Annotated in this window: 21 protein-coding genes and 1 pseudogene; 10 read left to right on the top strand and 12 right to left on the bottom strand. The window is 59.1% G+C overall.

Going from position 1 to position 25,831, the window contains the following annotated elements; genetic code table 11:
• Nucleotides 1-206: 206 nt before the first annotated feature.
• Nucleotides 207-785: pseudogene (locus ACA048_RS29155) on the top strand (HipA domain-containing protein); the annotation flags it as partial.
• Nucleotides 782-1,060, top strand: a complete 279-nt coding sequence (locus ACA048_RS29150; RefSeq protein WP_497627326.1) for a helix-turn-helix domain-containing protein — start codon at nt 782-784, stop codon at nt 1,058-1,060. The pseudogene ACA048_RS29155 and the gene ACA048_RS29150, both read left to right, overlap by 4 nt.
• A 65-nt stretch (nt 1,061-1,125) precedes the next feature.
• Here the strand turns inward: ACA048_RS29150 and ACA048_RS29145 are convergent, their stop codons facing one another.
• From ACA048_RS29145 to ACA048_RS29135, 3 genes are read right to left on the bottom strand one after another with little or no spacing between them, the layout of a single operon-like run.
• A complete protein-coding gene (locus ACA048_RS29145) occupies nt 1,126-1,797 on the bottom strand; it encodes a GNAT family N-acetyltransferase (protein ID WP_497627325.1) in 672 nt (223 codons plus the stop codon).
• A gap of 17 nt (nt 1,798-1,814) precedes the next feature.
• Nucleotides 1,815-2,261, bottom strand: coding sequence for a GNAT family N-acetyltransferase (locus ACA048_RS29140; RefSeq protein ID WP_497627324.1), 447 nt, complete (start codon nt 2,259-2,261; stop codon nt 1,815-1,817).
• Nucleotides 2,262-2,270: 9 nt separating this feature from the next.
• Nucleotides 2,271-2,894, bottom strand: a complete 624-nt coding sequence (locus ACA048_RS29135; RefSeq protein WP_497627323.1) for an FMN-binding negative transcriptional regulator — start codon at nt 2,892-2,894, stop codon at nt 2,271-2,273.
• Between the two features lie 90 nt (nt 2,895-2,984).
• Here ACA048_RS29135 and pdxR point away from each other — a divergent pair, with 90 nt between their 5' ends.
• On the top strand, nt 2,985-4,532 hold the full coding sequence (gene pdxR / locus ACA048_RS29130; protein ID WP_497627322.1) for a MocR-like pyridoxine biosynthesis transcription factor PdxR: 1,548 nt from the start codon (nt 2,985-2,987) through the stop codon (nt 4,530-4,532).
• Nucleotides 4,533-4,537: 5 nt separating this feature from the next.
• Here the strand turns inward: pdxR and ACA048_RS29125 are convergent, their stop codons facing one another.
• The 7 genes from ACA048_RS29125 to aspA all read right to left on the bottom strand — a co-directional run bounded on the left by ACA048_RS29125 (nt 4,538) and on the right by aspA (nt 17,193).
• Nucleotides 4,538-9,088, bottom strand: coding sequence for a dermonecrotic toxin domain-containing protein (locus tag ACA048_RS29125; RefSeq protein ID WP_497627321.1), 4,551 nt, complete (start codon nt 9,086-9,088; stop codon nt 4,538-4,540).
• Between the two features lie 154 nt (nt 9,089-9,242).
• Nucleotides 9,243-10,358, bottom strand: a complete 1,116-nt coding sequence (locus ACA048_RS29120) for a polyamine ABC transporter substrate-binding protein (protein WP_497627320.1) — start codon at nt 10,356-10,358, stop codon at nt 9,243-9,245.
• Between the two features lie 12 nt (nt 10,359-10,370).
• On the bottom strand, nt 10,371-11,402 hold the full coding sequence (locus ACA048_RS29115; RefSeq protein ID WP_497627319.1) for a histone deacetylase family protein: 1,032 nt from the start codon (nt 11,400-11,402) through the stop codon (nt 10,371-10,373).
• Between the two features lie 176 nt (nt 11,403-11,578).
• The gene (locus ACA048_RS29110; RefSeq protein WP_497627318.1) at nt 11,579-12,577 is read right to left on the bottom strand and encodes an AraC family transcriptional regulator; all 999 of its coding nucleotides are present in this window, start codon (nt 12,575-12,577) and stop codon (nt 11,579-11,581) included.
• Between the two features lie 167 nt (nt 12,578-12,744).
• On the bottom strand, nt 12,745-13,749 hold the full coding sequence (locus tag ACA048_RS29105) for an asparaginase (RefSeq protein ID WP_497627317.1): 1,005 nt from the start codon (nt 13,747-13,749) through the stop codon (nt 12,745-12,747).
• A 92-nt stretch (nt 13,750-13,841) separates the two neighbouring features.
• Entirely contained in the window at nt 13,842-15,293 is a 1,452-nt protein-coding gene (locus tag ACA048_RS29100) for an alanine/glycine:cation symporter family protein (RefSeq protein WP_497627316.1), read from the bottom strand.
• 475 nt (nt 15,294-15,768) lie between these two features.
• Nucleotides 15,769-17,193 (bottom strand): aspartate ammonia-lyase, encoded by a 1,425-nt coding sequence (gene aspA / locus ACA048_RS29095; protein WP_027926288.1) that lies wholly within the window; start codon nt 17,191-17,193, stop codon nt 15,769-15,771.
• A gap of 180 nt (nt 17,194-17,373) precedes the next feature.
• Here aspA and ACA048_RS29090 point away from each other — a divergent pair, with 180 nt between their 5' ends.
• The 5 genes from ACA048_RS29090 to ACA048_RS29070 all read left to right on the top strand — a co-directional run bounded on the left by ACA048_RS29090 (nt 17,374) and on the right by ACA048_RS29070 (nt 21,249).
• Nucleotides 17,374-18,291, top strand: coding sequence for a LysR substrate-binding domain-containing protein (locus ACA048_RS29090; protein ID WP_497627315.1), 918 nt, complete (start codon nt 17,374-17,376; stop codon nt 18,289-18,291).
• Nucleotides 18,292-18,525: 234 nt separating this feature from the next.
• A complete protein-coding gene (gene purE / locus ACA048_RS29085) occupies nt 18,526-19,017 on the top strand; it encodes a 5-(carboxyamino)imidazole ribonucleotide mutase (RefSeq protein WP_497627314.1) in 492 nt (163 codons plus the stop codon).
• Between the two features lie 11 nt (nt 19,018-19,028).
• On the top strand, nt 19,029-20,111 hold the full coding sequence (locus ACA048_RS29080; RefSeq protein ID WP_497627313.1) for a 5-(carboxyamino)imidazole ribonucleotide synthase: 1,083 nt from the start codon (nt 19,029-19,031) through the stop codon (nt 20,109-20,111).
• Between the two features lie 267 nt (nt 20,112-20,378).
• Nucleotides 20,379-20,624, top strand: a complete 246-nt coding sequence (locus ACA048_RS29075; protein WP_497627312.1) for a GlsB/YeaQ/YmgE family stress response membrane protein — start codon at nt 20,379-20,381, stop codon at nt 20,622-20,624.
• Nucleotides 20,625-20,712: 88 nt separating this feature from the next.
• Nucleotides 20,713-21,249: a DUF3299 domain-containing protein gene (locus ACA048_RS29070; protein WP_497627311.1), complete on the top strand. Its 537-nt coding sequence runs from the start codon at nt 20,713-20,715 to the stop codon at nt 21,247-21,249.
• 84 nt (nt 21,250-21,333) lie between these two features.
• On the opposite strand, the gene ACA048_RS29065 is transcribed toward ACA048_RS29070, so the two are convergent.
• Together ACA048_RS29065 and ACA048_RS29060 are read right to left on the bottom strand one after the other, a co-directional pair.
• Nucleotides 21,334-22,233 carry a D-hexose-6-phosphate mutarotase gene (locus tag ACA048_RS29065; RefSeq protein WP_497627310.1) on the bottom strand — a complete coding sequence of 300 codons (900 nt, stop codon included), beginning with the start codon at nt 22,231-22,233 and terminating at the stop codon, nt 21,334-21,336.
• Between the two features lie 56 nt (nt 22,234-22,289).
• Nucleotides 22,290-22,694, bottom strand: coding sequence for an acyl-CoA thioesterase (locus ACA048_RS29060; RefSeq protein ID WP_007942704.1), 405 nt, complete (start codon nt 22,692-22,694; stop codon nt 22,290-22,292).
• Between the two features lie 363 nt (nt 22,695-23,057).
• Between ACA048_RS29060 and ACA048_RS29055 the strand changes: the two genes are divergently transcribed.
• Together ACA048_RS29055 and ACA048_RS29050 are read left to right on the top strand one after the other, a co-directional pair.
• Nucleotides 23,058-24,356 carry an MFS transporter gene (locus ACA048_RS29055; RefSeq protein WP_497627309.1) on the top strand — a complete coding sequence of 433 codons (1,299 nt, stop codon included), beginning with the start codon at nt 23,058-23,060 and terminating at the stop codon, nt 24,354-24,356.
• Between the two features lie 261 nt (nt 24,357-24,617).
• Nucleotides 24,618-25,619, top strand: a complete 1,002-nt coding sequence (locus ACA048_RS29050; RefSeq protein ID WP_477795543.1) for a phosphate ABC transporter substrate-binding protein PstS — start codon at nt 24,618-24,620, stop codon at nt 25,617-25,619.
• The last annotated feature ends 212 nt before the right edge of the window (nt 25,620-25,831 follow it).

Genomic DNA, 25,831 nt, shown 5'->3' with positions numbered 1-25,831 from the left:
TTCCGGAGGGGTTGCGGGCGGTGTCAGATAGCTCGATGCAGAAAATCTTCCACTGTTGGGGCGCAGTGATTTTTAACGCTTCGAACCGACGACCTTTTCTTACAAAAAATCGAGTCACCGGAAGCGGTCGCACATTCAGAAACCCATCTGCGATTGCCCCAAAATCCGTGATTGCGGCTGTCACTCCTTATCTCACCAGAACCAAGCTATCTCGATTCGGATGGCTAGTGACAGATCAGGGCGTTGAGCGTTTGGCGGTTGAATCGATCTACTCGCTGGCGGGTGTGACGGTGCCCGGTAGTTACATGGACCATCTGGAGGTAATCCAGCATCTGGTTCAACTCTGGACACTGGCCGGGCAGGTCGATCAGATCCCCGATCTGGTGTCCAATTATCTGCGAAGAGACTTGCTCAACAAAATTCTTGGCAACTCCGATAACCATGGTCGAAACACCTCAATTATTCGCGACACCGACTCCTTTCGCTTCGCTCCAATTTACGACTTGGCTCCGACGGTGATGGACGATGAAGGGGTCACACGCACGACTAAATGGCCGAAGCACCTGGAGGTAGCGGGCGAGGTGAAATGGCGAGAAGTCTGTAATGCCTTGGCAATGATCGGAGATCCTGAAGCCCTGTATGAGGGGTTACGAAAGGACGCCGATCACCTATTGGCTTTGCCAGACATTCTTACCGCTAGCGGTCTTCCTGAAGTCACCATGAATCATCCAGCGATTGCGCTGAGAAATCTTGAGCAGCGCTTGAAAAGCTGGGGGCTGAAATGACCATTTCCATTGATGCTCGGGCTTTGTTGATTGAAAGTATTCAAGAGGGGCTGGCTCAAGGCACGCTTGAGATCAGCGAAGCAGTTCGTCGGTTACGAGTCGAGGTCACAGGCTTGCACCAGAGCCAATTCGCAAAAATGTGCAAAATCTCGGTGCGCACGCTGGTGCATATCGAACATGGAGAAGGGAATCAAACGCTGAAATCGCTGAATGCAGTCTTCAGACCGTTTGGTCTGAGGATGGGCGTAGTGCGGATCCGGCGCGACTTGAACTGACCCAAAAGCAAAATATTTGTGGCGAGGGAGTCCTCGCCACAGGTAGGAATAAAAACCGTAGGCGTTTACCCGCGACACTCCACCAACGTTTTCACCTGCCCCGAACCCGTCTGGTTCTCATCGCTCAACCACCGCTCAAACCCCGCACCAATCGCAGGCCATTCCGAGTCCAGAATCGAATACCACGCGGTATCCCGGTTCTGTCCCTTCACCACCATGTGCTGACGGAACACGCCTTCAAAACTGAAGCCCAATCGCTCGGCCGCGTATTTGGAGCGGGCGTTGCCGTTGTTGCACTTCCACTCCAGGCGGCGATAACCCAGTGCAAACGACTCCTTGGCCAGCAGATAAATCGCCTCGGTACTTTTCGGCGAGCGCTGCATGGGGGCGCCAAACGTGACGTGGCCGATTTCGATTCGGCCCTGAGCCGGCACGATCGACATCAGGCTGAGAATGCCCTGCACCTCACCGCTGACACGGTCGATCACGCTGAAGAAATACGGATCGCTGTTGGCCGCATGGTTGTTCAGCCAGTCATTGAATGCACTGCGTTCCGGGAAAGGCCCATAAGGCAGATAGTCCCAGAGCTTCGGATCGGCACCCGGGCCCTGCAAGGCCTTGAACAATCCCTCACCATGACGTGCCGGGTCGAGTTTTTCCAGGCGAATGAAACGCCCTTCGATGGTTTCAACGGTGGGTGCCGGGGCGCCTTTCCAGTCTGCGAGTGAAGTCGACATATTGTTCTCCTTGAACCTTAAAGGGCTTTGCGAAACTGGATGAAACCGGGGCGTTCGGCGATGCGCTCGTAGAGCTGGATCGCGGTGGCGTTGTTTTCGTGGGTCAGCCAGTGGACTTTGCCGCAACCGTCCGCTTTGGCGGTGGCGTAGACGAATTCGATGAGCTTGCGGCCGACGCCGGTGCCGCGGGTTTCTGGCGTTACCAGCAGGTCTTGAAGATAGCAGGAGTTTTCGATGCTCCAGTTCGAGCGATGGTAGATGAAGTTCACCATGCCGACCGCTTTGCCATCGATCCACGCCAACGCCGAATGCGTCGGTTCAGTCGAGTCCAGCATGCGCTGCCAGGTGCTGTCGGTGACCGCGTCAGGCAACTCGGTGTTGTAGAAGCGCAGGTAGGCTTGCCACAGCGGCAGCCAGGCGGCGTGGTCGTCGGCGCTGACTTGGCGGATTTCAATCTGACTCATGTTCATTCCTTAACGCATCAAGTGGGCGAGGGACTGATCGTGCACATCGGGGCTGGCGGCGAGCCCTTCACGCACACCGGCGATGTCTGCGGTGCTGCGGTTCTGGCTGAGCTTGCGTTTGCCTTCCAGGCGCTGGATCGGCAGGGCAAACCCGACAATCGCCTTGAGCATTGCGTCGATGTAGTCAGCGGGAGCGTCGGCGACTTTCCACGGCTGGGCGCGGCCGGCTTCGTGACGATCCGTCAACGCGCTGACCAGGTTGAGCAGGCGCTCGGCATCGGTGAATACGTCGGCTGTACCGTAAGCGTGTACCGCGACGTAGTTCCAGGTCGGCACGACTTTGCCGTGTTCGGCTTTGCTCGGGTAAAACCCCGGGCTGACGTAGGCATCGGCACCGGCAAAGATCACCAGCGCTTCAGCGCCGTTCTGTAATTCCTTCCACTGAGGATTGGCCCGGGCGAAGTGACCGTAGAGGGTGCCATTCGGACCTTCGTCAGGTTTGAATAATAACGGCAGATGACTGGCTTGCAGGCCTTGTTCGCCGTGGGTAACCACCATGGCGAGGCGGGTGCCGAGGATCTGCTGGCGCAGTTCATCCAAATCTTTGATGGCAAAGCTGCTGGGGTTGTACATGGAAATATCCCTTGGCGAATGCCTCCATCCTAGGCAGGCTATTGGTCTGTTGTAAGAGCCATTAATGACCAATTTCACAGGTCCATTGCCATGACCGATGCGCCGCTTTCCCTGTCGTTCAACCCTGCCGGTATCGAACTCGATCGCCGTCAGGGCCTGAGTCGTCAGCTTTATCAGGCATTGCGCCTGCGAGTGCTGGACGGGCGGTTGGTCAGCGGCACGCGATTGCCGGCCAGTCGCGACCTGGCGGCAGCACTGGCTATTTCTCGCAACAGCGTGGTGCGAGCCTACGATCAGCTCTATGCCGAAGGCTTTATCGAAGGGCGCGTGGGTGATGGGACTTACGTCGCTCAACTCCCCCACACCGTGATACCAGCAAAAAAATTATCCACAAAAGTATCCACAGGGTTGTCAACAGGGTTACCCACAGCCTTATCCACAAATTGGCTGGATTTGCCTGTGATTTCATCCAGTAAAGTTATCCACAGCGGCGCCTTGGGGCGCGTTGAAAAGAACCATTTGGCCCTGCCGCCGAGTGGACCTCCGCGTGCGTTTCGGGTCGGGGTTCCGGCGTTTGATCTGTTTCCTTTCGAGATTTGGGCCAAGCTGAATGCGGCTTTCTGGCGTAAACCGGATTTGCAGCAACTGTGTTACGGCGATCCGGCGGGCGATGCGCGTTTGCGCGGACTCATTGCCGCTTATTTGCGCAGTTCTCGCGGCATGCAATGCACGGCTGAACAAATAGTGATCACCAGTGGCGCGCAGCAGGGGATTAGCCTTTGTGCACAGCTGCTGGTGGAGCCGGGTGACGGGGTGGCGATTGAAAATCCGGGGTATCGGGCGGCAGGCCATGCGTTCGCCGTGGCGGGTGCGCGTTTGCACGGCGTGGCGGTGGACAGTGAAGGCATTGATTGCAGCGAATTGGCCGGGTTGAGTGATTGCCGGCTGGCGTATGTCACGCCCTCGCATCAATACCCCACCGGGGTGGTGATGAGTCTGGCGCGGCGTCTGGAATTGCTGGCTTGGGCCGAACGCACTCAAGGCTGGATCGTCGAGGACGACTACGATGGCGAATACCGCTACAGCGGCGCGCCATTGGCGCCGTTGGCGGCACTCGACCGGCAGGGGCGGGTTTTGTACGTCGGGACTTTTGGCAAAGTCGCCTTCCCGGCGCTGCGTCTGGGGTATCTGGTATTACCGCCGGCATTGGTTCAGGCATTTTCTCAACGCCGAGCAGTGGACGTCCGGCATTCCGAAGTGAGCACCCAAGCGGTGATGGCCGAGTTCATGGCAGCCGGGCATTTTCAGCGGCATATCCGTCGCATGCGGCGCGCGGCCCTGAGTCGGCGTAACACATTGCTGGCAGGTTGGCCCAAGGACATCTCCGGCATCGGCAGTCTGCCGAGTGTCGCGGCAGGGTTACACCTGACGGTGTCCGTCGACTCCCAAACCCGCGAGCGCGAACTGGTGGAAAAAGCCGCCAGCGTTGATGTCGAAATCAACGCGCTTAGCAGCTATTGGTTGCCGGACTCGCAGACACCGGTGGACCAGCGTTCCGGGCTGGTCCTTGGTTTTGCGGCGGTACCCGAGGCCGCGATCAGTGCTGCTCTCGGGCGTCTGGAAAAAGTCTGGCGCTGATATACCTATAGGAAGAACAACGCACCGGCCAGTCGATGGTTTATTTCAGCGCGGTAAATGGCAATGGACTGAAGTGCGTTCACGCTGGCGTGCCTTTCGTAGGCTCCCCCGGAGCCGCGTTGTTCGACGGTCTTCAAGTGCGCGGCAGTGAAGGCCGGTCTGGGTGTGTCGGATGCCGGGTAATGAAAGTGTGCATACCAAAGTACTTTGCGGGTTTCGTGATCGCGAATCTCATACTCATCCAGAAAGTCTGTGCGCGGTCCCTTCAAACGCCGATGCTCCGGTAGTGGTTTGCCTATCCTGTGGATGGTCACCTGGCCCTTGCTGTGCAGCCATTCAACACGACTCGCAGTGGGCAGCTGTCGCTTGGTCATGCTGATGCGAACCTCGGTGCCTTTTTTGTAAAGCGCGACCGCCCCGTCGGTCAGTTTTTTGCTGACGGTGACAGCCGATCCCGGACCGCCTTCGGTGACATTGTTATCGGTCAGGGCTTTCTCGATAGCGTCCGCCGCCGCTTCCATTCGGTGGGCCTGCTGATGAAACATCTCTTCGATTTCCAACGGAATACGTCGATCGGCTTTTGAGTGGGCCTCGGTACGTCGTACGAAAGATTCCAGCTGTGTCAGTAATGCTTCACCGTTTTGCAGGCTGACCGTCAGCGTTGGAGGACTGGCGACGGGTACCGCCGTTTTGACAGGCACATGTTCGACCCAGACGCCGGGTGTTTTCTCATGGAATGTCGCGATCACCTTCCCCGTGAGTGGGGAGGTTACGTCGACCAGATCGGTGTCGGTGGAGTTCGCGCGCGTTCGGGACTTGCCGACGACCGCGCCTTTGAAACGCGTTTTGATGAGGCGATGAGGGGCCGTTACCGGTCGCGATGGTCCCGGAGCCGGTTCGAGGGTCTTGCGCTCATGCAGCAACCCCGACAGGTGATTCACGGCGCGCTCGTTGAACGCTTCGATACGCTGACGCATCAGGTCCAGTGACGGTTGCAGCAGTTGCCCGGGGTACTCGTCGGGCAGGTCGATAATACGTCGGTCAATGGTTGCGAACTGCTCCACCAGATCGCTGAAACCTTCGATTCGATCCGGTAGCGCCAAGGGATTTTCATCCTTGGCGAGGTCCAGCGACGACTGGATGGTGAGACCAACATCTTCGACGAGGGTCACCAGCGCCTGATGGCCAGCCTCGGTGGCGACCGTGCCGGTGTCATTAAGGCAGAGCTCTTGAGCGAGGCTGATCTGAAACAGCTTCAAGTCGTGCAGGTCAAAGCTTGGCAGTTCTTGCGTGTATTCCCTGGCGGTTTCGGCGGCTTCTTTGCCCAGTCGATTCAACTCGTCCATCCGCGCCTGGGCAAACTCGATTTTGTCGATAAACCCCTGGGCCAGGTCGCTGGTCTGTTGATGAATCTGGCGTCGTGTTTGAGTGGATTCGTTCGGCTCTCCGTCAAACAGGGCCAACGAACGAAGCATGCAGGTGCCAAACACAGCGTTTTGCCGGTTGAACCACTTCTTCGTCAGCAATAGTTGTTGAGCCAGGCAACTGACCAGAACAGCGCGGTAGTTGATGATGGACTTAAGCGCGTTGAATGCTTTGAGCTGTTCAATGTAGACGCCATAAACGGCCACCTGTTTATCCAGCGTTTCGATCAGCCTGAGACCATTGGAATCATCAACGCCCGGTGCGGAAGGGACTGCCGCTTTCTCTGCGGTTTCAAGTGCGGTCTTCAGCGCTGCTTTGTTCGCATCGAAGGTCTCCAGTTGCTTTCGCAGTTCCTCTTTGCGCCGTGCATTTTCCCGCACCAATTCTTTGCGGCTTCGGCCACCGCCGCGCAACCTCAAACGTGTGTCGACGACCCATTGTCCCGTCGCTGTATGGGTCAGCAGGGGGCCGGTCTTTGCTGGGGACTGACGGCTATCGATGATTTGCACAAAATCGTTGTCGTTGACGATGACTTCGAACCAGCGCTGGCCAACCTGGGCATACCATTTTTTGTTGAGCGGGCTCAAAAAACGATGAGGTCCGGCTTGAGTCGAAGGGTTTGCCAGGCCTTCAGGTTTGGCAATGGCCAGTCCGTCCAGCAGTGTCCCCAGACTCGTACGGGCAAGCGCGCCATGGGGGTACAAGCTGGTCTCGTGATTGGCTGGCAAGAGTTGATCGGTCATGTCGGGTAGCCGGGTCACGGTGATTGTCGGTCTCGGCGTGGGCTGTTGCTCCAGCGTCAAAGGCTCCTTTTCAACGGCGCGGCTTGCTGTGTGGCGCGTCGCGGCGTAATGGGCCAGGACCATGCCCAGTGACAGGAACAGGTCGGTCAATGCCTTCCATGCGTCGTCACTGTCACCTTTTTCGCTGGCTTCATTCGCTTCATCCAGGTCGCTCATTATTTGCCAGATCCAGGCCGCGCTGGCAGCCGTACTGCCCAGAAAGGGCAGCGCAATGTTGAACAGTGCCCATGCCCCCTGTTTGAGGGTCTGCCAACGACTTTGTGCATTGGAAACCGTCTGCCGATCCGCCAGGGTAATCATCGCGTTGGCATTGGTGGTGAACAGGGTCGACAGTGAAGGTTGCGCCAGTGGCGTTGCCCCCAGCGTGACGGCACCCATCATGCCGAGGGCCGACGTTGGATCGACCAGCCATTGCGAGAGTGTCCAGATGGAAGGCAGTTGGCCGGGGAATACGTATTGTGAGTAGTTGAAGCGCACGTCATCCGGTAACCAGGCCAGCACTGACTGGCGAAGCGTCTGGTTATGTTTGATCGCATATAGCAGGTTGGTTTCGCGGGGATATTGTAAAAGCGGGGGATCCAGCAACGGGCGAAAGAGCAGGCAGGGCCCTCTGTCGGCGAGACGGGGGCCGATAACGAACATGTTGGCAACCACGTCGGCCTTGTTGTCTGTGCGGCCTCCGGGAATGAATGCCAGCGGACGAATGATGATTTCCAGGCCGTCCACAAAACGGTCGTCGGGCTTTTCTTGCATCGCCGCTACCACATATCGGTATCCCTGATCGTCGATGCCGGCCTCGCCACGAATTTTGTGCTGCAGCGCCTGAAGTGGCAGCTGGATGCGCAGATGACTGGCGAACAGGTCTTGCCGGCGTTGTGTTTCCTTTGTGTCACCGAGCAACTTGCGTTTGATCAGCGCGGGATAGGTTTCACCTATGTTGACCTCGGTGACCAGTCTTTCCAGGTAGGCAGGCGTCATCCAGGATTCAACGGGACTGCCGTCGGTACGGCGAACGGTCTTGTTACCCAAAGGCACGGCGATCAGATTCTGGAGGGCCAGATCGGTCAGCGACAGCGTGACGATTTCGGTCTTGCCCGGCACGGCGATGGCACCCAGGATCACCGGACTGGTGATACTGAGTTCGATAGTTTCGAGCCTCGCGTCAGTTGCCTGTGGGTGATCCTTTAACACTTGGTCTTTCAGAGCTTGCAGCGTAAATGCCGGGAGCGGTGGAATGTCATCCCGAAACGTTTTGCCCGCGTGTTGTTCCCGAAGCAGGGCCAGGTCCATCAAGTGTCGGCTGTAGCGGGTCAGGTCCGCCGGTTGAGCATTGAGCAGCCAGTCAGGCAACAAGCGCTCGATCCGGCTGAAGCGCTCTTCGTCAAAGTCCTTGCTGTTTCCGGCAGCGGTCCTTGCTCGACGCGTAAGTCCTCCTTTCGTAATCGTATCTTGAAGCTCGCCGATGGCAGCAATTTCGAGGGCGATCAGCGCGCAGGCTTGATGGTCGAAAAAACTGCCGATGGGTTCATACAGACGCCATTGCAACGTGCGCGAACTCGACGGGAACTTAATGCGTTCGGACAACGTTTCACCCAATGATTCCAGCGAGTCGTAATGCTTGAAACCCTCTGTAATCGAGTGGCTGATCACCAATGTGCGTTTGCCCAGCGTACCCACCAGCACCGCCAGGTCCAGCAGCCACAGATGCTTGTCCGGCTCATCGATGTCGATCAGGCAGGCCCTTGATTTGTAGGGGTCGTTGCGCTGTCGGGTGGCTGTATCCGGGTTGTTGAACAAGCCCAGTGCCATGGCCTTTTGATCCTCATCCCAGCCTGAAACCTGCTCGATGTTCCAGAGGTTGTGCAGTGAGCCCGAGAGTTGATGCCAGCGTGGTGTTTCGTCTTCTGTCTGCTGGTTCCAGTAATCAAGTTGTTGCTCTTGGTAGGACACAAACAGCAGGGGGGCCAGTTGGTTGATCAACCGGCCAATGTCGTCGATCTTGACGGGCAACTGGATCGCTGGAGCTACCCCCGGTTGCAGGGTCAGGAAGTGTTCCCCGTCAATGTAGGTCGCGGTCTGCGCCGACAGCGTGAGCCGCACCAATGCGTCGGTCAGCGACTCGAATCGGCGCAGGCCGGGCGTGACCTGGTTCCCGCTGACGGTCCAGGTTGGCGTCACGACCATGGCCTGGACCGGATCGATATCAAGGCTTGGATACGCGGCGTCGAGGGCCGTGCGCAGTGCGTTCGTCGCCACTTCCCTGAGCGAGGGGCCAGTGACCAGTTGGGTCAATACATCTTCGGAGCGGGTAGAGGAGGTATCGGGCATAGCCATTTCCTTTGTGCCGAATGAGGACGCTGGCCACTGGGCCGCGCGGTATCGGGTCAAGGTAGAGGGCTGTCGAAGGCCAAAGGTGGTAGATAGTTATCGCGGGCAAAAAAAGACCCGCGCTCATTGGCGGGTCTTCAATTTCAGCAAGCTGTCAGGTCCCGGACTTGATCTTGGTCCAGGCTCGGGTGCGCGCACGTTCGGCATCGCGCGGCAGGGGTTGCAGCGTGTACAGCGTGCTCATCGCCGTTTCGGTCGGGTACAGGTTGGGGTTGTTGCGGATCGCCGGGTCGACCAGTTCGGTGGCGTCCTTGTTCGGGTTCGGGTAGCCGACGAAGTCGCTGACCGGTGCGATCACTTGGGGTTGCAGCAAATAGTTGATGAAGGTGTAGGCGTCTTCCGGGTTCTTCGCACCTTTGGGAATGGCGAGCATGTCGAACCAGATCGGCGCGCCTTCTTTGGGCAAGCGCATGTCGACGATCACACCGTTCTTGGCTTCCTTGGCGCGGTTGGCGGCCTGGGAGAAACTGCCGGAATAACCGACTGCGACGCAGATGTCACCGTTGGCGATGTCGGCCATGTACTTCGAAGAATGGAAGTAGGTGATATACGGGCGGATCTTCATCAGCAGCGCTTCAGCCTTGTCGTAGTCCGCCGGCTTCTTGCTGTTGGGGTCCAGGCCGAGGTGTTGCAGGGCCAGCGGCAGGATCTCCGACGGCGAGTCGAGCAGGGCGACGCCGCACTGCTTGAGCTTGCTGATGTTCTCTTCCTTGAAGATCAGGTCCCAGCTGTCCACCGGCGCGTTCTCCCCCAGCACGGCTTTGACCTTGTCCGGGTTGAAGCCGATCAGGATGGTGCCGTACATGTAGGGCACGGCAAATTTGTTGCCCGGGTCGTTGGCTTCGATCAGCTTCATCAATTTCGGATCGAGGTGATTCCAGTTCGGCAGTTTGCTGCGGTCCAGCGGCTGGAACACACCGGCTTCGATCTGCTTGGCGAGGAACACGTTGGACGGCACCACCGCGTCGTAACCGGAGTTGCCGGTCAGGAGCTTGGCCTCCAGCGCTTCGTTAGTGTCGAAAATGTCGTAGACCAGTTTGGTCTGAGTGTTCTGCGCCTTGAAGTCTTCCAGCGCTTTGGGGGTGATGTAGTCGAACCAGTTGTAGACGCGCAACGTTCGCTCTTCAGCGTGAACGGCGCCACTGAGCATCGTGGCGCACAGCATCGTGGGGAAGAGCACGGGAGCGATAAAACGCTTGAGATGATTCATTGTTCTAATTCCTCATTGGGCGCTTTCAAAACCTTCGAGAACGTTTACGGCATTGATGCCGATTTCTTCGACCGCGTAGCCGCCTTCCATCACGAACAGCGTCGGCTTGCCGAGGCGCGCGATACGCTCGCCCATGGCCAGGTAATCCGGGCTGTCGAGTTTGAATTGGGAGATGGGATCGTCCTTGAACGTATCAACACCCAGGGAGACGACGACAATGTCGGCGCCGTAGTTTTCGATTTCCTCGCAGGCCTGATCCAGCGCTGCACTCCATGTGTCCCAACCGCTGCCGGCGGGCAAAGGGTAGTTGAAGTTGAAGCCTTCACCCGGGCCTTCGCCGAGCTCGTCTTCATAGCCGAGGAAGAATGGGAATTCGGCTTCCGGGTGGCCGTGGATCGAGGTGAACAGCACGTCGCTGCGCTCGTAGAAAATCGACTGCGTGCCGTTGCCGTGGTGGTAGTCGACGTCGAGGATCGCGACCTTTTTGTGGCCCTGATCGAGGAAGGCCTGGGCGGCGATGGCGGCGTTGTTGAGGTAGCAATAACCGCCCATCAAATCGCTGGCGGCGTGGTGTCCCGGTGGACGGCACAGGGCGAAGGCACTGCGCGCGCCGCGCTGGATTTCCGCTTGGGCGGTCAGCGCCACTTGCGCCGCGCTGTACGCTGCTTGCCAGGTACCGGCGGTAATCGGTGCGCCGCCGTCGAAGCTGTAATAGCCGAGCTGGCCGTGCAGGCTGGTGGGTTTGATGGCGCGCAGGGTTCGGGCCGGCCAGGTATAGGGCAGCAAGTCGCCGTCGGTGTTGAATTCGGTCCAGCGTGCCCATGCTCCCTTGAAGAAGTCGAGGTAGTCACGGCTGTGGATGCGCGCGATCGGGTCGAGGCCGAAATTCTGCGGCGCTTCGACCGGGCCGAGGTTTTGGTTCTTTACGCGTTGCAATACATGGTCTGCGCGCGACGGCATTTCGAAGCAGGGCTTGAGTTGCCCGTCTATCAATTCGCAACGGCCGTGGTGCAGGTGGTGATCGTCCGAGTAGATCGTCAGCATTTTCTTGTTCTCCGCAGGCTGATTCGGTTGAACACAGTCTTGCGGGAGGCGGCGTTTGGGAGAACGGCAGGAAAGGCCAAAAGGGGATTGATATGGCCAAAAGGTTTGACCGAAATTCGCCCCTTGATGGTGCGGGTATTTCCACTTTTGGGGTGGGGAATGCTGAATCTGTGGGGTTATCGGTGTGGCCGGAATTGACTGGGCGCCACACCGCTCCAGCGCACAAACGCATGGCGGAAGCTCGCGGTCTCGCTGAAACCCAATGCCTCGGCGATCCGGTAGATCGGCAACTGATCCTCGCAGAGCATCTGCTTGGCCTGCTCAAATCTCAGCTCATCGAGCAATTCCTGATAGCTGCACCCCGAATCCTTGAGGTGTCGGCGCAATGTCCGCGCCGAACAATTCATCTGCTCGGCCAACCCTTCTAGCCCCGGTGCTGCATTCAATTGCGCGCTGAGCAATTGCCGAATTCGCCCCAACCAGGCCTGGCGACCGGTGAACTCGGTGTTCTGTTTGCGGCAGCGTTCGGCCATGGTCTGATGGGTGATGACATCGGCAAGCGGCAAGGGTTGGTCGAGCCAGTGCCGGTCGAAGGCGAACGCATTGTCCCGCGCTTCGAAGTTCAGCGTGCAATCGAAGTGTTCGGCATAGGTTGCCTGATAGTCCGGCGCGGTGTGTTCGAAGCGAGCGGCCAGCAGCGGCAACGGGTGGCCGAGCAGGTCGTCACAGATGACCTTCAACGACACCAGACAGAATTCGGCATTGAACACCGCCATCGCCGGGCTTTCCCGGTAATCCGCCGCCACGAACCAGACACGCTCGCCGTTGTCTTCCAGGCTCAGCTCGAAAAGTGTTCCCAACAGCGCCGGATAGCGTATTGCCAAACGCAAAGCGTCACCGAAGGTGGCACTGGTGAGCAGCGCATAACCGAGCATTCCGTAGGACGAAACGTGCATCCGCCGGCCCAATTCGAGACCGATATCGCGCTGGAGCGCCACAGCGTTGGCACAGACCTGCATCTCCTGATTGGTGGTGATGCGTGTGTCCGCCCGGTTCAGGTCCGCCGCGCTGATGCCGCTTCCGGCGAGCAAGGCTTCGCTGGACAGGCCTTGGTCCTTGAAGGCGTTGAGCACCAGGGAGACGGCGTTGAGGGTGGTGAGGTGGGAGTGGAGCATGGATGGCTTCCAGCCGTGGAATGGCTGGAACGCAGCAAGTTATATGCCGAGCGAAGAACCTGTAGGAGCCGAGCTTGCTCGCGATAGCGGTATGTCAGTCACCATTGATCTCGACTGAAATACCGCTATCGCGAGCAAGCTCGGCTCCTACAGGGGGTTGTGGTGTGTCAGATGAGTTCGCCGCAGAGGTCGAGTTCTACGAGACGACGCACTTCTGCGTTATCCAGCCCGGCACCGAGTAGCGCATGCAACTTGCCGAACGCGGCCTCACGAGTCATGCCTCCACCTGAAAGCACGCCAACGCCACGCAAACGGCTACCGGCCTCGTACACGTCCAGTTCAACACCACCTTCGTGGCACTGCGTCACGGCGACTACCACAACACCTTTGTCCCGCGCCCGTTCCAGACTGGCGAGAAACTCAGGGTCGTCACTCGGCCCGGTGCCGCTGCCGTAGCACTCCAGCACCAGACCCTGAATGCCGCTGTCGAGCACGCCGTCCAAAATGTCGGCGCCGATGCCGGGGAACAGTGGCAGCACCGCGACCTTCGCCAGTTGCCTGCTTTGGTTGTAGTTCAGCTGTGTCGGAATCGAAGGGGCTTTCACACCGCCACCCTGACGTTCCAGTCGCTTGAACGGATGACGACCAAAACTGCGTACCTTGGCGCAACGGGTCGGGTCCAGCAGTTCGCCGTGGAAGTACAAATGGACGCCCGGTGCCAGGCCATGGCCGAGGGCAACCAACGCGCCACCGAGGTTTTCCCACGCATCGCTGTCGGTCACGCCGGCCGGCAGCATGGAACCGGTGAAACACACACGGGCGTGCAGGCCGAGTAACTGAAAGCTCATGGCCGCTGCGCTGTAGGCCAGGGTGTCCGTGCCGTGCAGGATCAGCACGCTGTCGCAGCCCTGCACATCAACCGCATCGACCACGGCTTCGCGCAGTTGCTGCCAGTACGCCGGGGACATGTTGGCGCTGTCGATCAGTGGCGACATCTCGCGAAAACGCCACTGCGGCACCACCAACTCAGGCTGGCTGTGCAGGTATTCACGCATCCGCGCTTCGAAACCGGACGCCGGGGCCAGGCCGTGAGCGCTGGCTTGCATACCGATGGTGCCACCGGTGTAAAGCACCATGACGTGTTGGGCGGCAGGGTAGGTCGAGGAATTCATGGAGGTTCTCCGAGAACAATGAGTTCCTGTGGGAGCGAGCAGGTCGAATCGTCGCACCGTCGCTCCCACATGGGATTCTGCACTTTAACCGATCAGCGTTGCGCTGCGGGTACGCCTTGTGGCTCGGCTTCAGCCCTGGCGGCAGCCGCTGGCGGGTTGGCCGGCCAGGCTTTCAGGTCCAGGTCCAGATCCGGGAACTTGCTCGAATCGAACACCGGCGTCTTGATCCCGGCAGCACGCTGGTCATCGTAGTCACGCAGGATGCGCATGCCGACTTTGAACAGCAGGAACAGCGCGATCAGGTTCACAAACGCCAGCATGGTCATGGTGATGTCGGCGAAGGCAAACACGGTGCTCAAGTTCTCGATGGCACCCCAAAAGATCAAGACCAACACCAGGGCGCGGTAGCCGATCAGCGCCTTGCGGTTTTCACCGATCAGGAAACGCAGGTTGCTCTCGCCCAGGTAGTAGTTGTAGAGAATCGAGGTGAACACGAACAACGACAGGGCCACGGAAATGAACATCCGGCCCCAGTCACCGACCACGGCGGCCAGCGAGTTTTGGGTCAGGGCAATGCCGTCGCCTTCGAAGCCCGGGGTGTAGAAGCCCGAGAGCAGGATCAGCAACGCGGTGCAGGTGCAGATCACGAAAGTGTCGAGGAACACGCTGAACGCTTGAACCACACCCTGTGCCACCGGGTGCTCGACCGACGCGACTGCTGCCACGTTAGGTGCACTGCCCAGGCCCGCTTCGTTGGCGAACACGCCACGCTTCACGCCCATGACAATCGCGCTGCCGATCAGGCCGCCAAACGCCTGGTCGAGACCGAAAGCGCTTTTGACGATGGTCATCAACATCGCCGGCACATGATCGAATTGCAGCACGATCACATAGATGGTCACGCCGATGTACACCAGGGTTTTCACCGGCACCAACAGGTCAGCAACCTTGGCGATGCGCTTGATCCCGCCGATGAACACCAGCCCCAGCAATACCGCCAGCGCGATGCCGGTGTAAGTGGTGTCGAGGCCGAAGGCGTTGTTCAGCGAGTGAGTCACGGCGTGGGATTGCAGGCCGTTGAAGGCAAACCCGAAGGTCACCAGCAACAGGAACGCCATGATCATGCCCAGCCAGCGTTTTTGCAGGCCATGCTGAATGTAGTAGGACGGGCCGCCACGGTAGGTGCCGTCGGAATCGCAGCGCTTGTAGAGCTGGCCGAGGGAGCATTCGAAGAAGCTGCTGGACATGCCGACCAGCGCGGTCACCCACATCCAGAACACCGCACCTGGCCCGCCAAGGGTCACGGCAATACCGACACCCGCGATGTTGCCCGCACCGACACGCCCGGCAAGGCTGAGCATCAGGGCCTGGAACGAACTGAGTTGCCCGGCGCTGCTTTTAAGGCTGTCGCCGAACACCGAGAACATGTGGAAGAAGTGACGCAATTGTACGAAACGCGAGCGGATCGTGAAGTAGCTACCGAGCCCGACAATGAGCACGATCAGTACTTTCCCTGAGAGGAAGTCGTTAATGACTTCGAGCATGGATTATTCCTCGCTGTTTTTTGTGTAGGCAAATGTTGGGCAGCCAGAAACATCGCGTTACACCGCTGTGCGCGTGGCACAACAGGTGAGGCGCGCGTTCGTCCCGGTCCCGTTTCGCAGGTTTGTTATTAGTTCGGGTTTCGCATGGGTTTGGGCCTCGTTACCGACGACCGCTCATGCGAAGAGGGGCGGCACTATACCGATGAGAGTGCCGTCCGTCTGCACGATTGTGGTGCAAGAATCGAAGCGAGGTCCCTTTCTCTTGTAGGAGCATGGCTTGCCAGCGATGGCGATCTTGAGGGCCCCATCGCCGGCAAGCCGTGCTCCTACAGAAGTCGAGCCAGGCACGACCTATACGGTCGGGCCTGCAAATAATTAAAAAAAAGGGCCTGGGGCATAAATCCCCAAGCCCTCAAAAGGTGAGAGGTGTCTAGTCCCTCGACCTGGTGAGCGGTGCTACAAGTAACGCATCGGTTCAGGCTTTAAGCGGAACCAGACGCGGAGCAATCATGTTTTCCGGGCGCAGGATGTCGGCGAGCATGGCGTCGTCGAGCAAGCCTTCTTCGCGCACCAGTTCCAGCACGCCACGGCCGCTTTCGAGGGCGATACGGGCGATGCGGGTGGCGTTTTCATAGCCGATGTACGGGTTCAGCGCGGTGACCAGGCCGATCGAGTGCTCGACCAGTTCGCGGCAGCGCTCTTCGTTGGCCGTGATGCCGGTGATGCAGTGCTCGCGCAGCATGTCCATGGCGCGTTGCAGCAGACGGATCGAGTCGAAGATCTTGAACGCGATCAGCGGTTCCATCACGTTCAGTTGCAGCTGGCCGCCTTCGGCCGCGATGGTCAGGGCCAGATCGTTACCGATGATCTGGAACGCCACCTGGTTAACAGCTTCCGGAATAACCGGGTTGACCTTGCCTGGCATGATCGAGCTGCCTGGCTGACGCGCTGGCAGGTTGATTTCATTGATGCCGGTGCGTGGGCCGCTGGACAGCAGACGCAGGTCGTTGCAGATCTTCGACAGTTTGACCGCGGTACGCTTGAGCATGCCGGAGAACAGTACGAAGGCGCCCATGTCAGACGTGGCTTCGATCAGGTCGGCGGCCGGAACCAGCGGTTGACCGCTGATCAGTGCCAGGCGCTGAACGGCCAAGTGCTGGTAACGCGGGTCGGCGTTGATGCCGGTACCGATCGCGGTACCGCCCAGGTTCACTTCGGTCAACAGTTCAGGTGCCAGTGTTTTCAGGCGCGCCAGGTCTTCGCCCAGGGTCGTGGCGAATGCACGGAATTCCTGGCCCAAGGTCATCGGCACAGCGTCTTGCAGCTGGGTACGACCCATCTTCAGAACGTGGCTGAATTCTTCACCTTTGGCGGCGAACGACTGGATCAGGCTGTCGAGGCTGGCCAGCAGTGCGTCGTGACCCAAAAGCAGACCCAGGCGGATCGCGGTCGGGTAGGCGTCGTTGGTCGACTGCGCCATGTTCACGTCGTTGTTCGGGTGCAGGTATTGGTATTCGCCTTTCTGGTGACCCATGGCCTCCAGCGCGATGTTGGCGATGACTTCGTTGGCATTCATGTTGGTTGACGTGCCAGCGCCGCCTTGAATCATGTCCACCACGAACTCTTCGTGGAAATCGCCGCGGATCAAACGTGCACAGGCTTCGCTGATGGCAGCGTGCTTGGCTTCGCTCAGGTGACCCAGTTCGCGGTTGGCGTCAGCGGCGGCCTGTTTGACCATCGCCAAACCGACCACCAGCTTCGGGTAATGCGAAATCGGAACGCCCGAGAGGCGGAAGTTGTTCACCGCTCGCAGGGTCTGGATGCCGTAATACGCTTGCGCAGGTACTTCGAGTACGCCAAGCAGGTCTTTTTCTGTGCGGAAAGATGCAGCGGAGGACATGATAGAAATCATCTCGATATGGACCCGGTCTGTGCCGGAACACTGCAAATGCTAGGCTTGTGGAAAAATTTCGGCCAATGCTGTTAAACACTGGCCTATGCACATTCGGCATAATGTCGGTGTGACGCCGTGTGTGCGGCGAGCGTGTGACCTAAATGGGTGCGTGTCCGGGAGGGCGTGATGAATCTGGAAAGTAAATGGCTTGAGGACTTCAGCGCCCTGGCCGCCACCCGCAGCTTCTCCCAGGCTGCGGAACGACGCTTCGTGACGCAGCCGGCCTTCAGCCGACGTATCCGCAGCCTTGAAGCCGCGCTGGGGCTGCAACTGGTCAATCGCTCGCGCACGCCCGTCGAGCTGACGGCGGCGGGGCAATTGTTTCTGGTGACGGCGCGGACCGTGGTCGAACAGCTGGGTGAAGTGCTGCGCCATCTTCATCACCTGGAAGGCGGGCAGGGCGAAGTGATGCAAGTCGCTGCCGCTCACTCATTGGCGCTGGGTTTCTTTCCCCGCTGGATCGCGCAGTTGCGCAACGAAGGCCTGAATATCGCGACGCGTTTGGTGGCAACTAACGTCGGTGACGCGGTGCATGCCTTGCGCGAGGGCGGTTGCGATTTGATGTTGGCGTTTTACGATCCCGATGCAGCGTTGCAGATGGACCCGGAAATCTTTCCGTCTCTGCACCTTGGCCACACTGAGATGCTGCCGGTGTGCGCCGCTGATGCCGAGGGTAAGCCGCTGTTTGATCTGGAGGGCGAAGCCAGCGTGCCTTTGCTCGCCTACAGCGCCGGCGCGTTTCTCGGACGTTCGGTGAACATGCTGCTGCGCCAGCGTGCACTGCGCTTCACCACCATTTACGAAACAGCCATGGCCGACAGCCTGAAAAGCATGGCGCTGGAAGGCTTGGGCATTGCCTGGGTGCCACAACTGAGCGTTCGCGCCGAGCTGGCTCGCGGAGAACTGGTGGTCTGTGGTGGCCCGCAATGGCATGTGCCGCTGGAAATTCGCCTGTATCGCTGCGCGCTGGTGCGCAAGGCCAACGTGCGATTACTGTGGCGCAAGCTTGAAGGCGGTGCAGCCCAGGGCACGACGGGCACTTGAGACCGCTGAAGGGGAATTGTGTTGTATTTGTTTGACCTTTAAGTCAATAAAACCGGGGCTTTGCGCCGTATGACAGATGGTCGCAACGGGGGCTGTTTATCTGCGTCATTACGGTATACTGCGCGGCCTTCGGCCGGTTCGCCCGGCCATAATTCGTACAATCAAGCCACGCATCCTGCGTGGCTTGTTGTTTTTTGACGCGCCTGCGGGCGCCCAGAGAGAAGAGGCACGACGATGAGTGCACTGGTTGGCGTGATCATGGGCTCCAAGTCCGATTGGTCCACCCTTAGCCACACCGCCGATATGCTGGAAAAGCTCGGCATCCCTTACGAGGTGAAAGTGGTCTCTGCCCACCGTACCCCGGACCTGCTGTTCCAGTACGCTGAAGAAGCCGAGGCGCGTGGCATCGAGGTCATCATCGCCGGGGCCGGTGGCGCGGCCCACTTGCCTGGCATGTGTGCGGCCAAGACCCACCTGCCGGTGCTGGGCGTGCCGGTGCAGTCGGCGATGCTGTCCGGCGTCGATTCGCTGCTTTCCATCGTGCAGATGCCGGCTGGCATCCCGGTTGCGACCCTGGCCATCGGCAAGGCTGGCGCGATCAACGCCGCGCTGCTGTCGGCGAGCATCCTGGGCGCCAAGTACCCGCAGTTCCACGACGTGCTGAAAACGTTCCGCGCTGAGCAGACAGACAGCGTGCTGGACAATCCAGACCCACGCATCGCCTGAGGTTGTTGACGATGAAGATCGGTGTAATCGGTGGCGGCCAGTTGGGTCGCATGTTGGCGCTGGCGGGCACCCCGCTGGGTATGAGTTTCGCTTTCCTGGACCCCGCGCCGGATGCTTGCGCAGCCGCGTTGGGCGAACACCTGCGGGCCGATTACGGCGATCAGGACCACCTGCGTCAACTGGCCGATGAAGTCGATCTGGTGACCTTCGAGTTCGAAAGCGTCCCGGCCGAAACCGTGGCGTTTCTGTCGCAATTCGTTCCGGTTTACCCGAGCGCCGAAGCCCTGCGCATCGCTCGTGATCGCTGGTTCGAAAAGAGCATGTTCAAGGACCTGGGGATTCCGACCCCGGCGTTCGCCGACATTCAGTCGCAAGCCGATCTGGACGCCGCAGTCGCCTCCATCGGTCTGCCGGCCGTGCTGAAAACCCGCACCTTGGGTTACGACGGCAAGGGCCAGAAAGTCCTGCGCAAACCTGAAGATGTGGTCGGCACTTTCGCCGAGTTGGGCAGCGTTGCCTGCCTGCTGGAAGGCTTCGTGCCGTTCACCGGTGAAGTGTCGCTGATCGCCGTGCGCGCTCGTGATGGTGAAACCCGGTTCTATCCGCTGGTTCACAACACCCACGACAGCGGCATCCTCAAGTTGTCCGTGGCCAGCACCGACCACCCGCTGCAAGCCCTGGCGGAGGACTATTCCAGCCGCGTGCTCAAGCAGCTGAATTATGTCGGCGTCATGGCGTTCGAGTTCTTTGAAGTCGACGGTGGCCTCAAGGCCAACGAAATCGCCCCGCGCGTGCACAACTCCGGCCACTGGACCACCGAAGGCGCCGAGTGCAGCCAGTTCGAAAACCACCTGCGGGCCGTTGCCGGTTTGCCGTTGGGTTCGACGGCCAAGGTCGGCGAAAGCGCGATGCTCAACTTCATCGGCGTTGTACCGCCGGTTGAGAAGGTGATCGCGATTGCCGATTGCCATCTGCACCACTACGGCAAGGCGTTCAAGGCCGGTCGCAAGGTCGGTCACGCCAACTTGCGCTGCGCTGACAAGGCCACGCTAGAGCAGCAGATCCTCAAGGTCGAAGCGCTCATCGCCGAATAGTTTCATGTGGCAGCGGCGGAACCATTCAGGTGCCGCCGTTCTCTCATGGCAGGATGCCAAAGTCTGACTAGGCTTTGGGCTAGGTGTCCTGTCTCACCAATACTGTTCCTTTTTGACGGCGTCTGTTGTCGCCATGCTGCGTTGCCGCTCCTCGCCATAGCCAGCTATGACTCGTCGCGGCGCCTTGCCTGGCAACAACAGCCACTCGTCAAAAGAGAAACATTATTGGTGAGACAGGACACGCCAAATCAATCAGAGGGAAATGCCATGGGAATTATTGGAACCATCTTTATCGGCTTGATCGTCGGCCTGCTGGCTCGGTTCCTGAAACCGGGCGATGACAACATGGGCTGGATCTTGACCATCCTGCTCGGTATCGGCGGTTCGCTGGCGGCCACTTATGGCGGCCAGGCTCTGGGCATCTACCATGCGGGCGAAGGCGCGGGCTTTATCGGCGCGCTGGTGGGCGCCGTGGTGTTGCTGGTGATCTACGGCCTGATCAAAAAGAACTGATCCGAAGCGACAAAGCCCCCTCTGCGCCGCATGCAGAGAGGGCTAGAATGCTCGGCGATTTTTCGCCCTTCCTTTACCGAGCACCTCAATGCGCCGTCTTCTGTTGACTCTCCTTTTACTGGGCAGTGGTTTGGCCCATGCCGGCGAACTGCCGGAAACCGACTGGCTCGAACTGATGCCCAAGTCGGACCAAAAAGCCCTGGAAGCCATGCCCGAAATCGACCACAACACGCCCGAAGGCGATGGCACCTTTACCGCAAAGGGTGGCATGAAGCAGAGCAAGGGCTTGCCGGCGGTGATGTACTCGACCAAAACCGTGCCGTCGATGAACGACAAGAACATCCGCATCGGTGGTTATCCGGTTCCGCTGGAGTCCGACGCGAAAGGCCGCAGTACGCTGTTCTTCCTTGTGCCGTATCCCGGCGCGTGCATCCACGTGCCGCCACCGCCGCCCAATCAGTTGGTGCTGGTGCGGTATCCGAAGGGGTTGAAGCTGGATGACATCTACACGCCGCTGTGGGTGACCGGCACGTTGAAGATCGAGAAGGTCAACAACGACCTGGCCGATGCGGCGTATGCGCTGGATGCGGCGAAGGTTCGGGTAGTAAAAGAATCGGATTTGTAAGCGTCAGGTAAAACCAATCGCGGGCAAGCCTCACTCCTACAATTACTCACCGTCCTGTAGGAGCGAGGCTTGCCCGCGAAGCTTTTAGAGGGATTTGCTGCCGATGCTGACGCCGAGGGTATGACTGGCACCTGGCGCCAATGTCACCACATCACCCATCACATTCGCCGTTTCAATGCACAGCATGCGCTGCCAGCCATCGTCAGCCATATCGCTGAACGCCGCTGCACGCTCGATCCACGGGTTCCAGATCACCGCCGCGCGCGATCCGCTGCTGGTCAGCTCGATGCGCCGCTCCCACGCTGGATCGACGATGCTCAGCGTTGTCGGCGTATTAAGGTAGATGCGATCGGTCTCGCCGGTAAACTGCAAATCACCGGTCTGGGTGACGGTTTTCCAGTCATCCAGCGTCTCGATGTAGCTCAAGCCATCCAGCCCTTCAACGTGCACATTGCGCACATCGCTGACTGCGAAATAGCTGTGCAGCGCCTGGCTGAGGGTGACGGTGTCAGTGCCCTGGTTATGGCTGGTCAGGCTGATATGCAGTTGCTCATCCAGACGAATGCTCAGCTTCAAATCCACCTGATGCGGCCAGCCCGCAAAGCCACCTTCAGGGTAGGGCAGGACAAATTCCACCTTGAGGCTTTCGCCTTCGGCTTCGATGCCGCCCAGCTCCCAATCCATCGCCCGGACAAAACCGTGGGCGCTTGGCGCTTCGTCGCTGACACGCATCGCCTGAACGCTCTGCGGATTGCGTGCAAGGTTGCCGAACCACGGCCAGCACACTGGCACGCCGGCGCGGATGCTTTTGCCGGCCTTGAACACCGCCTCGTCGTTGAGCCAGATCAGCGGCGGTTGGCCGGCCAATTGATAACTGAGGATGTGCGCGCCTTGCTGGGCGACCAGCAATTCGGCCTGACCGTGGCGGATGCGCCAGCAGTTCAGTTCATCCAGTTTCACGGCTTCAACGTTGGGCGTGTTCATGGGACAACTCTCGATCGGGAACAATGATGCAATGGACCGTAAAACGCCCGCAGCGTTTAACGCGCGCGCGGCGGAACCGAACGGGTGCGACCGCTACCGTCGATGGCGACGAACACAAACACGGCTTCAGTCACTTTACGCCACTCGCTGGACAGCGGGTCGTCGCTCCAGACCTCAACCATCATCTTGATTGAGCTGCGGCCGATTTCCAGCGCCTGGGTATAAAAGGAGAGCTGGGCGCCTACCGCGACTGGAACCAGGAACGCCATACGGTCGATCGCAACGGTGGCAACGCGCCCGCCAGCGACTTTGCTGGCCATGGCGGTGCCGGCCAAATCCATTTGCGCCACCAGCCAGCCGCCGAAAATATCGCCAAAGCCGTTGGTCTCGCGAGGGAGCGCGGTGATTTGCAGGGCCAGGTCGCCTTGCGGGATTGGATCTTCTTGTTCGAGCTCTATCATGCCGGGGGGGCCTCTGACCCGTGACTCTTCATTGGTACTTCAGGTGAATAGCCGCTTTCAAGAAAAACGATTCAGCCCGAACATACTACGTTCGTCACGTTTCTCGTAAGGCGCCTAAAGGGAAACTCTGCGAAATCGACTGGTAGAGCCAGCAGCGTCTTCGCACAGCAATCCTTTCAAAGTGTTGCAAGATCGCCAGTATATCGGTCGGTAGACTCCGAGACGACCATCCGGTTCTCATTTTGACCGTCAAAAACGCACCTCTATGTGCTTTTTCGAACAATTTGCTATCGTGCCGGACCTGCCCAAGCCTCCGCCAGCGTTGTTGGGGTTGCAGATCCGACTATAAGAGAAGCCCTTGCCATGACCACAGCGCCCTCGAGCATCGCGCAGCCGAACCAGCCCGCACGTCCGTTGACCCGCAACGATTACAAGACTTTATCGCTGTCTGCCTTGGGCGGTGCGCTGGAGTTTTACGACTTCATCATCTTTGTGTTCTTCGCCACGGTGGTCGGCAAACTGTTCTTCCCGGCGGATATGCCCGAGTGGCTGCGCCTCATGCAGACTTTTGGCATTTTCGCTGCCGGCTACCTGGCGCGGCCGTTGGGCGGCATCGTCATGGCGCACTTCGGGGACCTGTTGGGGCGCAAGAAGATGTTCACCCTGAGCATTTTCATGATGGCGGTGCCGACCCTGATCATGGGTTTGCTGCCGACTTACGCGCAGATCGGCATGTGGGCACCGATTCTGTTGTTGCTGATGCGGGTGATTCAGGGCGCGGCGATTGGCGGTGAAGTTCCGGGCGCGTGGGTCTTCGTTTCCGAACACGTCCCGCAACGGCATATCGGCTACGCCTGCGGCACCCTGACCAGCGGTCTGACGGCGGGCATCTTGTTGGGTTCGCTGGTGGCCACGGCGATCAACAGCATTTATACCCCGGTGGAAGTGTCCGATTACGCCTGGCGGATCCCGTTCCTGCTGGGCGGCGTGTTTGGCCTGTTCTCGGTCTACCTGCGCCGCTGGCTGCACGAAACCCCAGTGTTCGCCGAGCTGCAACTGCGCAAAGCCCTGGCCGAAGAAGTACCGCTGCGCGCCGTACTGCGCGACCATCGCGGGGCGATCCTGATTTCCATGCTGCTGACCTGGCTGCTGTCCGCCGGCATCATTGTGGTCATCCTGATGACCCCGACCGTGTTGCAGACGGTTTACCACTTCGCGCCGACCACCGCGTTGCAGGCCAATAGCGTGGCGATTGTATTCCTGAGCCTTGGGTGCGTGGCGTCCGGCGCTTTGGCTGACCGTTTTGGTGCGGGTCGCGTGTTTGTGTTTGGCAGTGCCGCGTTGCTGCTGAGTTCATGGACGTTCTATCACAGCCTGTTCAATCACCCGGACTGGCTGTTTCCGATGTACGCCTTGACCGGTTTGCTGGTGGGCACTATCGGCGCGGTGCCGTATGTCATGGTGAAAGCCTTCCCGGCAGTGGTGCGGTTTAGCGGGCTGTCGTTCTCCTACAACCTGGCCTATGCGATTTTCGGTGGTTTGACGCCGATGGTGGTGACGTTGCTGCTGAAGGAGAGCCCGATGGGGCCTGCCTACTATGTGGCGATCATTTGCGGGGTCGGGATTGTGGTGGGTGGTTATCTCTGGAAGAAGGGGCGTTAAGCCGGCTCTTTGTATTGACTGCACTGACGCTTTCGCCGGCAAGCCGGCTCCTACAGTTGACTCAATTGGACACATATTCTGTGTTCGGGCGCAGAGCCAATGGGGGAGCGGGCTTACCCGCGAAGAACGATAACGCGGTATCCCTTCAAAACATCGAATAATGGCCTTTCATCCAATTGTCATATTTCAGCCATAGAGTGTTCACACGGCCTGCTGATACTTGGCCCCGACTTAACACACCCTATCTGCTAGGAGTAAGGCATGAAACTGAAGCGTTTGATGGCGGCAATGACTTTTGTCGCTGCTGGCGTTGCGACTGCCAACGCGTTCGCCGCTGTTGACCCTGCTATCCCGAGCTACACCAAGACCACTGGTGTGTCGGGCAACCTGTCCAGCGTCGGCTCCGATACTCTGGCCAACCTCATGACCCTCTGGGCTGAGAACTACAAAAAAGAATACCCGAACGTAAACATCCAGATTCAGGCCGCTGGCTCCGCCACTGCGCCACCTGCGCTGACTGAAGGCACCTCTAACCTGGGCCCGATGAGCCGCAAGATGAAGGACACCGAACTGGCTGCCTTCGAGCAGAAGTACGGCTACAAGCCAACCGCTATCCCGGTTGCCGTGGACGCCTTGGCTGTGTTCGTGCACAAAGACAACCCGATCCAGCACCTGACCATGGAACAAGTCGACGCGATCTTCTCGTCCACTCGTCTGTGCGGCGCTAAAACCGACGTCAAAACCTGGGGTGACCTGGGCGTGACCGGTGACCTGGCCAACAAGCCGGTTCAACTGTTCGGCCGTAACTCGGTATCCGGCACCTACGGCTACTTCAAAGAAGAAGCCCTGTGCAAAGGCGACTACAAGCCAAACGTCAACGAACAACCAGGTTCGGCTTCGGTCGTACAGTCGATCAGCTCCTCGCTGAACGGCATCGGTTATTCGGGCATCGGCTACAAAACCGCTAGCGTGAAGACTGTGGCTCTGGCCAAGAAAGGCAGCACTGACTTCATCGAAGACACCGAAGAAAACGCACTGAACGGCAAATACCCGCTGTCGCGTTTCCTCTACGTCTACGTCAACAAAGCCCCGAACAAGCCTCTGGCGCCGCTGGAAGCCGAGTTCGTGAAACTGGTTCTGTCCAAACAGGGCCAGGAAGTTGTGGTGAAAGACGGTTACATCCCACTGCCGGCCAAAGTTGCTGCCAAAGCACTGGCTGACCTGGGTCTTGCGGAAGGCGGCGCTGAAGTCGCAAAAAAGTAACACAGTAGGAACTGAGCTTGCTCGCGATGGGGGCGCCGCGTTTCACCTTTGAAACCGTGTCGCTCCCATCGCGGGCAAGCCTTGCTCCTACAAGGTCAGGGTCATCACGCAGGTGACCCGGCCTCCCCAAATTTCCGGTCTGCTGCCAGTCCCCGCTGGCGGCGGATTTGTTGCGTCACTGCATTGTCATCTTTCTGTCATACAGGATCGCT

The organism is Pseudomonas sp. LBUM1659, assembly GCF_059716045.1.
The sequence above is the reverse complement of the archived record's forward strand: the minus strand, read 5'-3'. Positions and strand labels throughout refer to the sequence as shown.

Excerpts from the sequence above, each read along its gene's own strand:
- ACA048_RS29135 (WP_497627323.1), bottom strand. The coding sequence starts at position 2,894 with ATGTACAACCCCAGCAGCTTTGCCATCAAAGATTTGGATGAACTGCGC.
- ACA048_RS29080 (WP_497627313.1), top strand. The coding sequence starts at position 19,029 with ATGAAGATCGGTGTAATCGGTGGCGGCCAGTTGGGTCGCATGTTGGCG.
- ACA048_RS29060 (WP_007942704.1), bottom strand. The coding sequence starts at position 22,694 with ATGATAGAGCTCGAACAAGAAGATCCAATCCCGCAAGGCGACCTGGCC.
- purE (WP_497627314.1), top strand. The coding sequence starts at position 18,526 with ATGAGTGCACTGGTTGGCGTGATCATGGGCTCCAAGTCCGATTGGTCC.
- ACA048_RS29100 (WP_497627316.1), bottom strand. The coding sequence starts at position 15,293 with ATGCTCGAAGTCATTAACGACTTCCTCTCAGGGAAAGTACTGATCGTG.
- ACA048_RS29075 (WP_497627312.1), top strand. The coding sequence starts at position 20,379 with ATGGGAATTATTGGAACCATCTTTATCGGCTTGATCGTCGGCCTGCTG.
- ACA048_RS29090 (WP_497627315.1), top strand. The coding sequence starts at position 17,374 with ATGAATCTGGAAAGTAAATGGCTTGAGGACTTCAGCGCCCTGGCCGCC.
- ACA048_RS29125 (WP_497627321.1), bottom strand. The coding sequence starts at position 9,088 with ATGCCCGATACCTCCTCTACCCGCTCCGAAGATGTATTGACCCAACTG.
- pdxR (WP_497627322.1), top strand. The coding sequence starts at position 2,985 with ATGACCGATGCGCCGCTTTCCCTGTCGTTCAACCCTGCCGGTATCGAA.
- aspA (WP_027926288.1), bottom strand. The coding sequence starts at position 17,193 with ATGTCCTCCGCTGCATCTTTCCGCACAGAAAAAGACCTGCTTGGCGTA.
- ACA048_RS29145 (WP_497627325.1), bottom strand. The coding sequence starts at position 1,797 with ATGTCGACTTCACTCGCAGACTGGAAAGGCGCCCCGGCACCCACCGTT.
- ACA048_RS29120 (WP_497627320.1), bottom strand. The coding sequence starts at position 10,358 with ATGAATCATCTCAAGCGTTTTATCGCTCCCGTGCTCTTCCCCACGATG.
- ACA048_RS29150 (WP_497627326.1), top strand. The coding sequence starts at position 782 with ATGACCATTTCCATTGATGCTCGGGCTTTGTTGATTGAAAGTATTCAA.
- ACA048_RS29105 (WP_497627317.1), bottom strand. The coding sequence starts at position 13,749 with ATGAATTCCTCGACCTACCCTGCCGCCCAACACGTCATGGTGCTTTAC.
- ACA048_RS29110 (WP_497627318.1), bottom strand. The coding sequence starts at position 12,577 with ATGCTCCACTCCCACCTCACCACCCTCAACGCCGTCTCCCTGGTGCTC.
- ACA048_RS29140 (WP_497627324.1), bottom strand. The coding sequence starts at position 2,261 with ATGAGTCAGATTGAAATCCGCCAAGTCAGCGCCGACGACCACGCCGCC.
- ACA048_RS29065 (WP_497627310.1), bottom strand. The coding sequence starts at position 22,233 with ATGAACACGCCCAACGTTGAAGCCGTGAAACTGGATGAACTGAACTGC.
- ACA048_RS29070 (WP_497627311.1), top strand. The coding sequence starts at position 20,713 with ATGCGCCGTCTTCTGTTGACTCTCCTTTTACTGGGCAGTGGTTTGGCC.
- ACA048_RS29055 (WP_497627309.1), top strand. The coding sequence starts at position 23,058 with ATGACCACAGCGCCCTCGAGCATCGCGCAGCCGAACCAGCCCGCACGT.
- ACA048_RS29050 (WP_477795543.1), top strand. The coding sequence starts at position 24,618 with ATGAAACTGAAGCGTTTGATGGCGGCAATGACTTTTGTCGCTGCTGGC.
- ACA048_RS29115 (WP_497627319.1), bottom strand. The coding sequence starts at position 11,402 with ATGCTGACGATCTACTCGGACGATCACCACCTGCACCACGGCCGTTGC.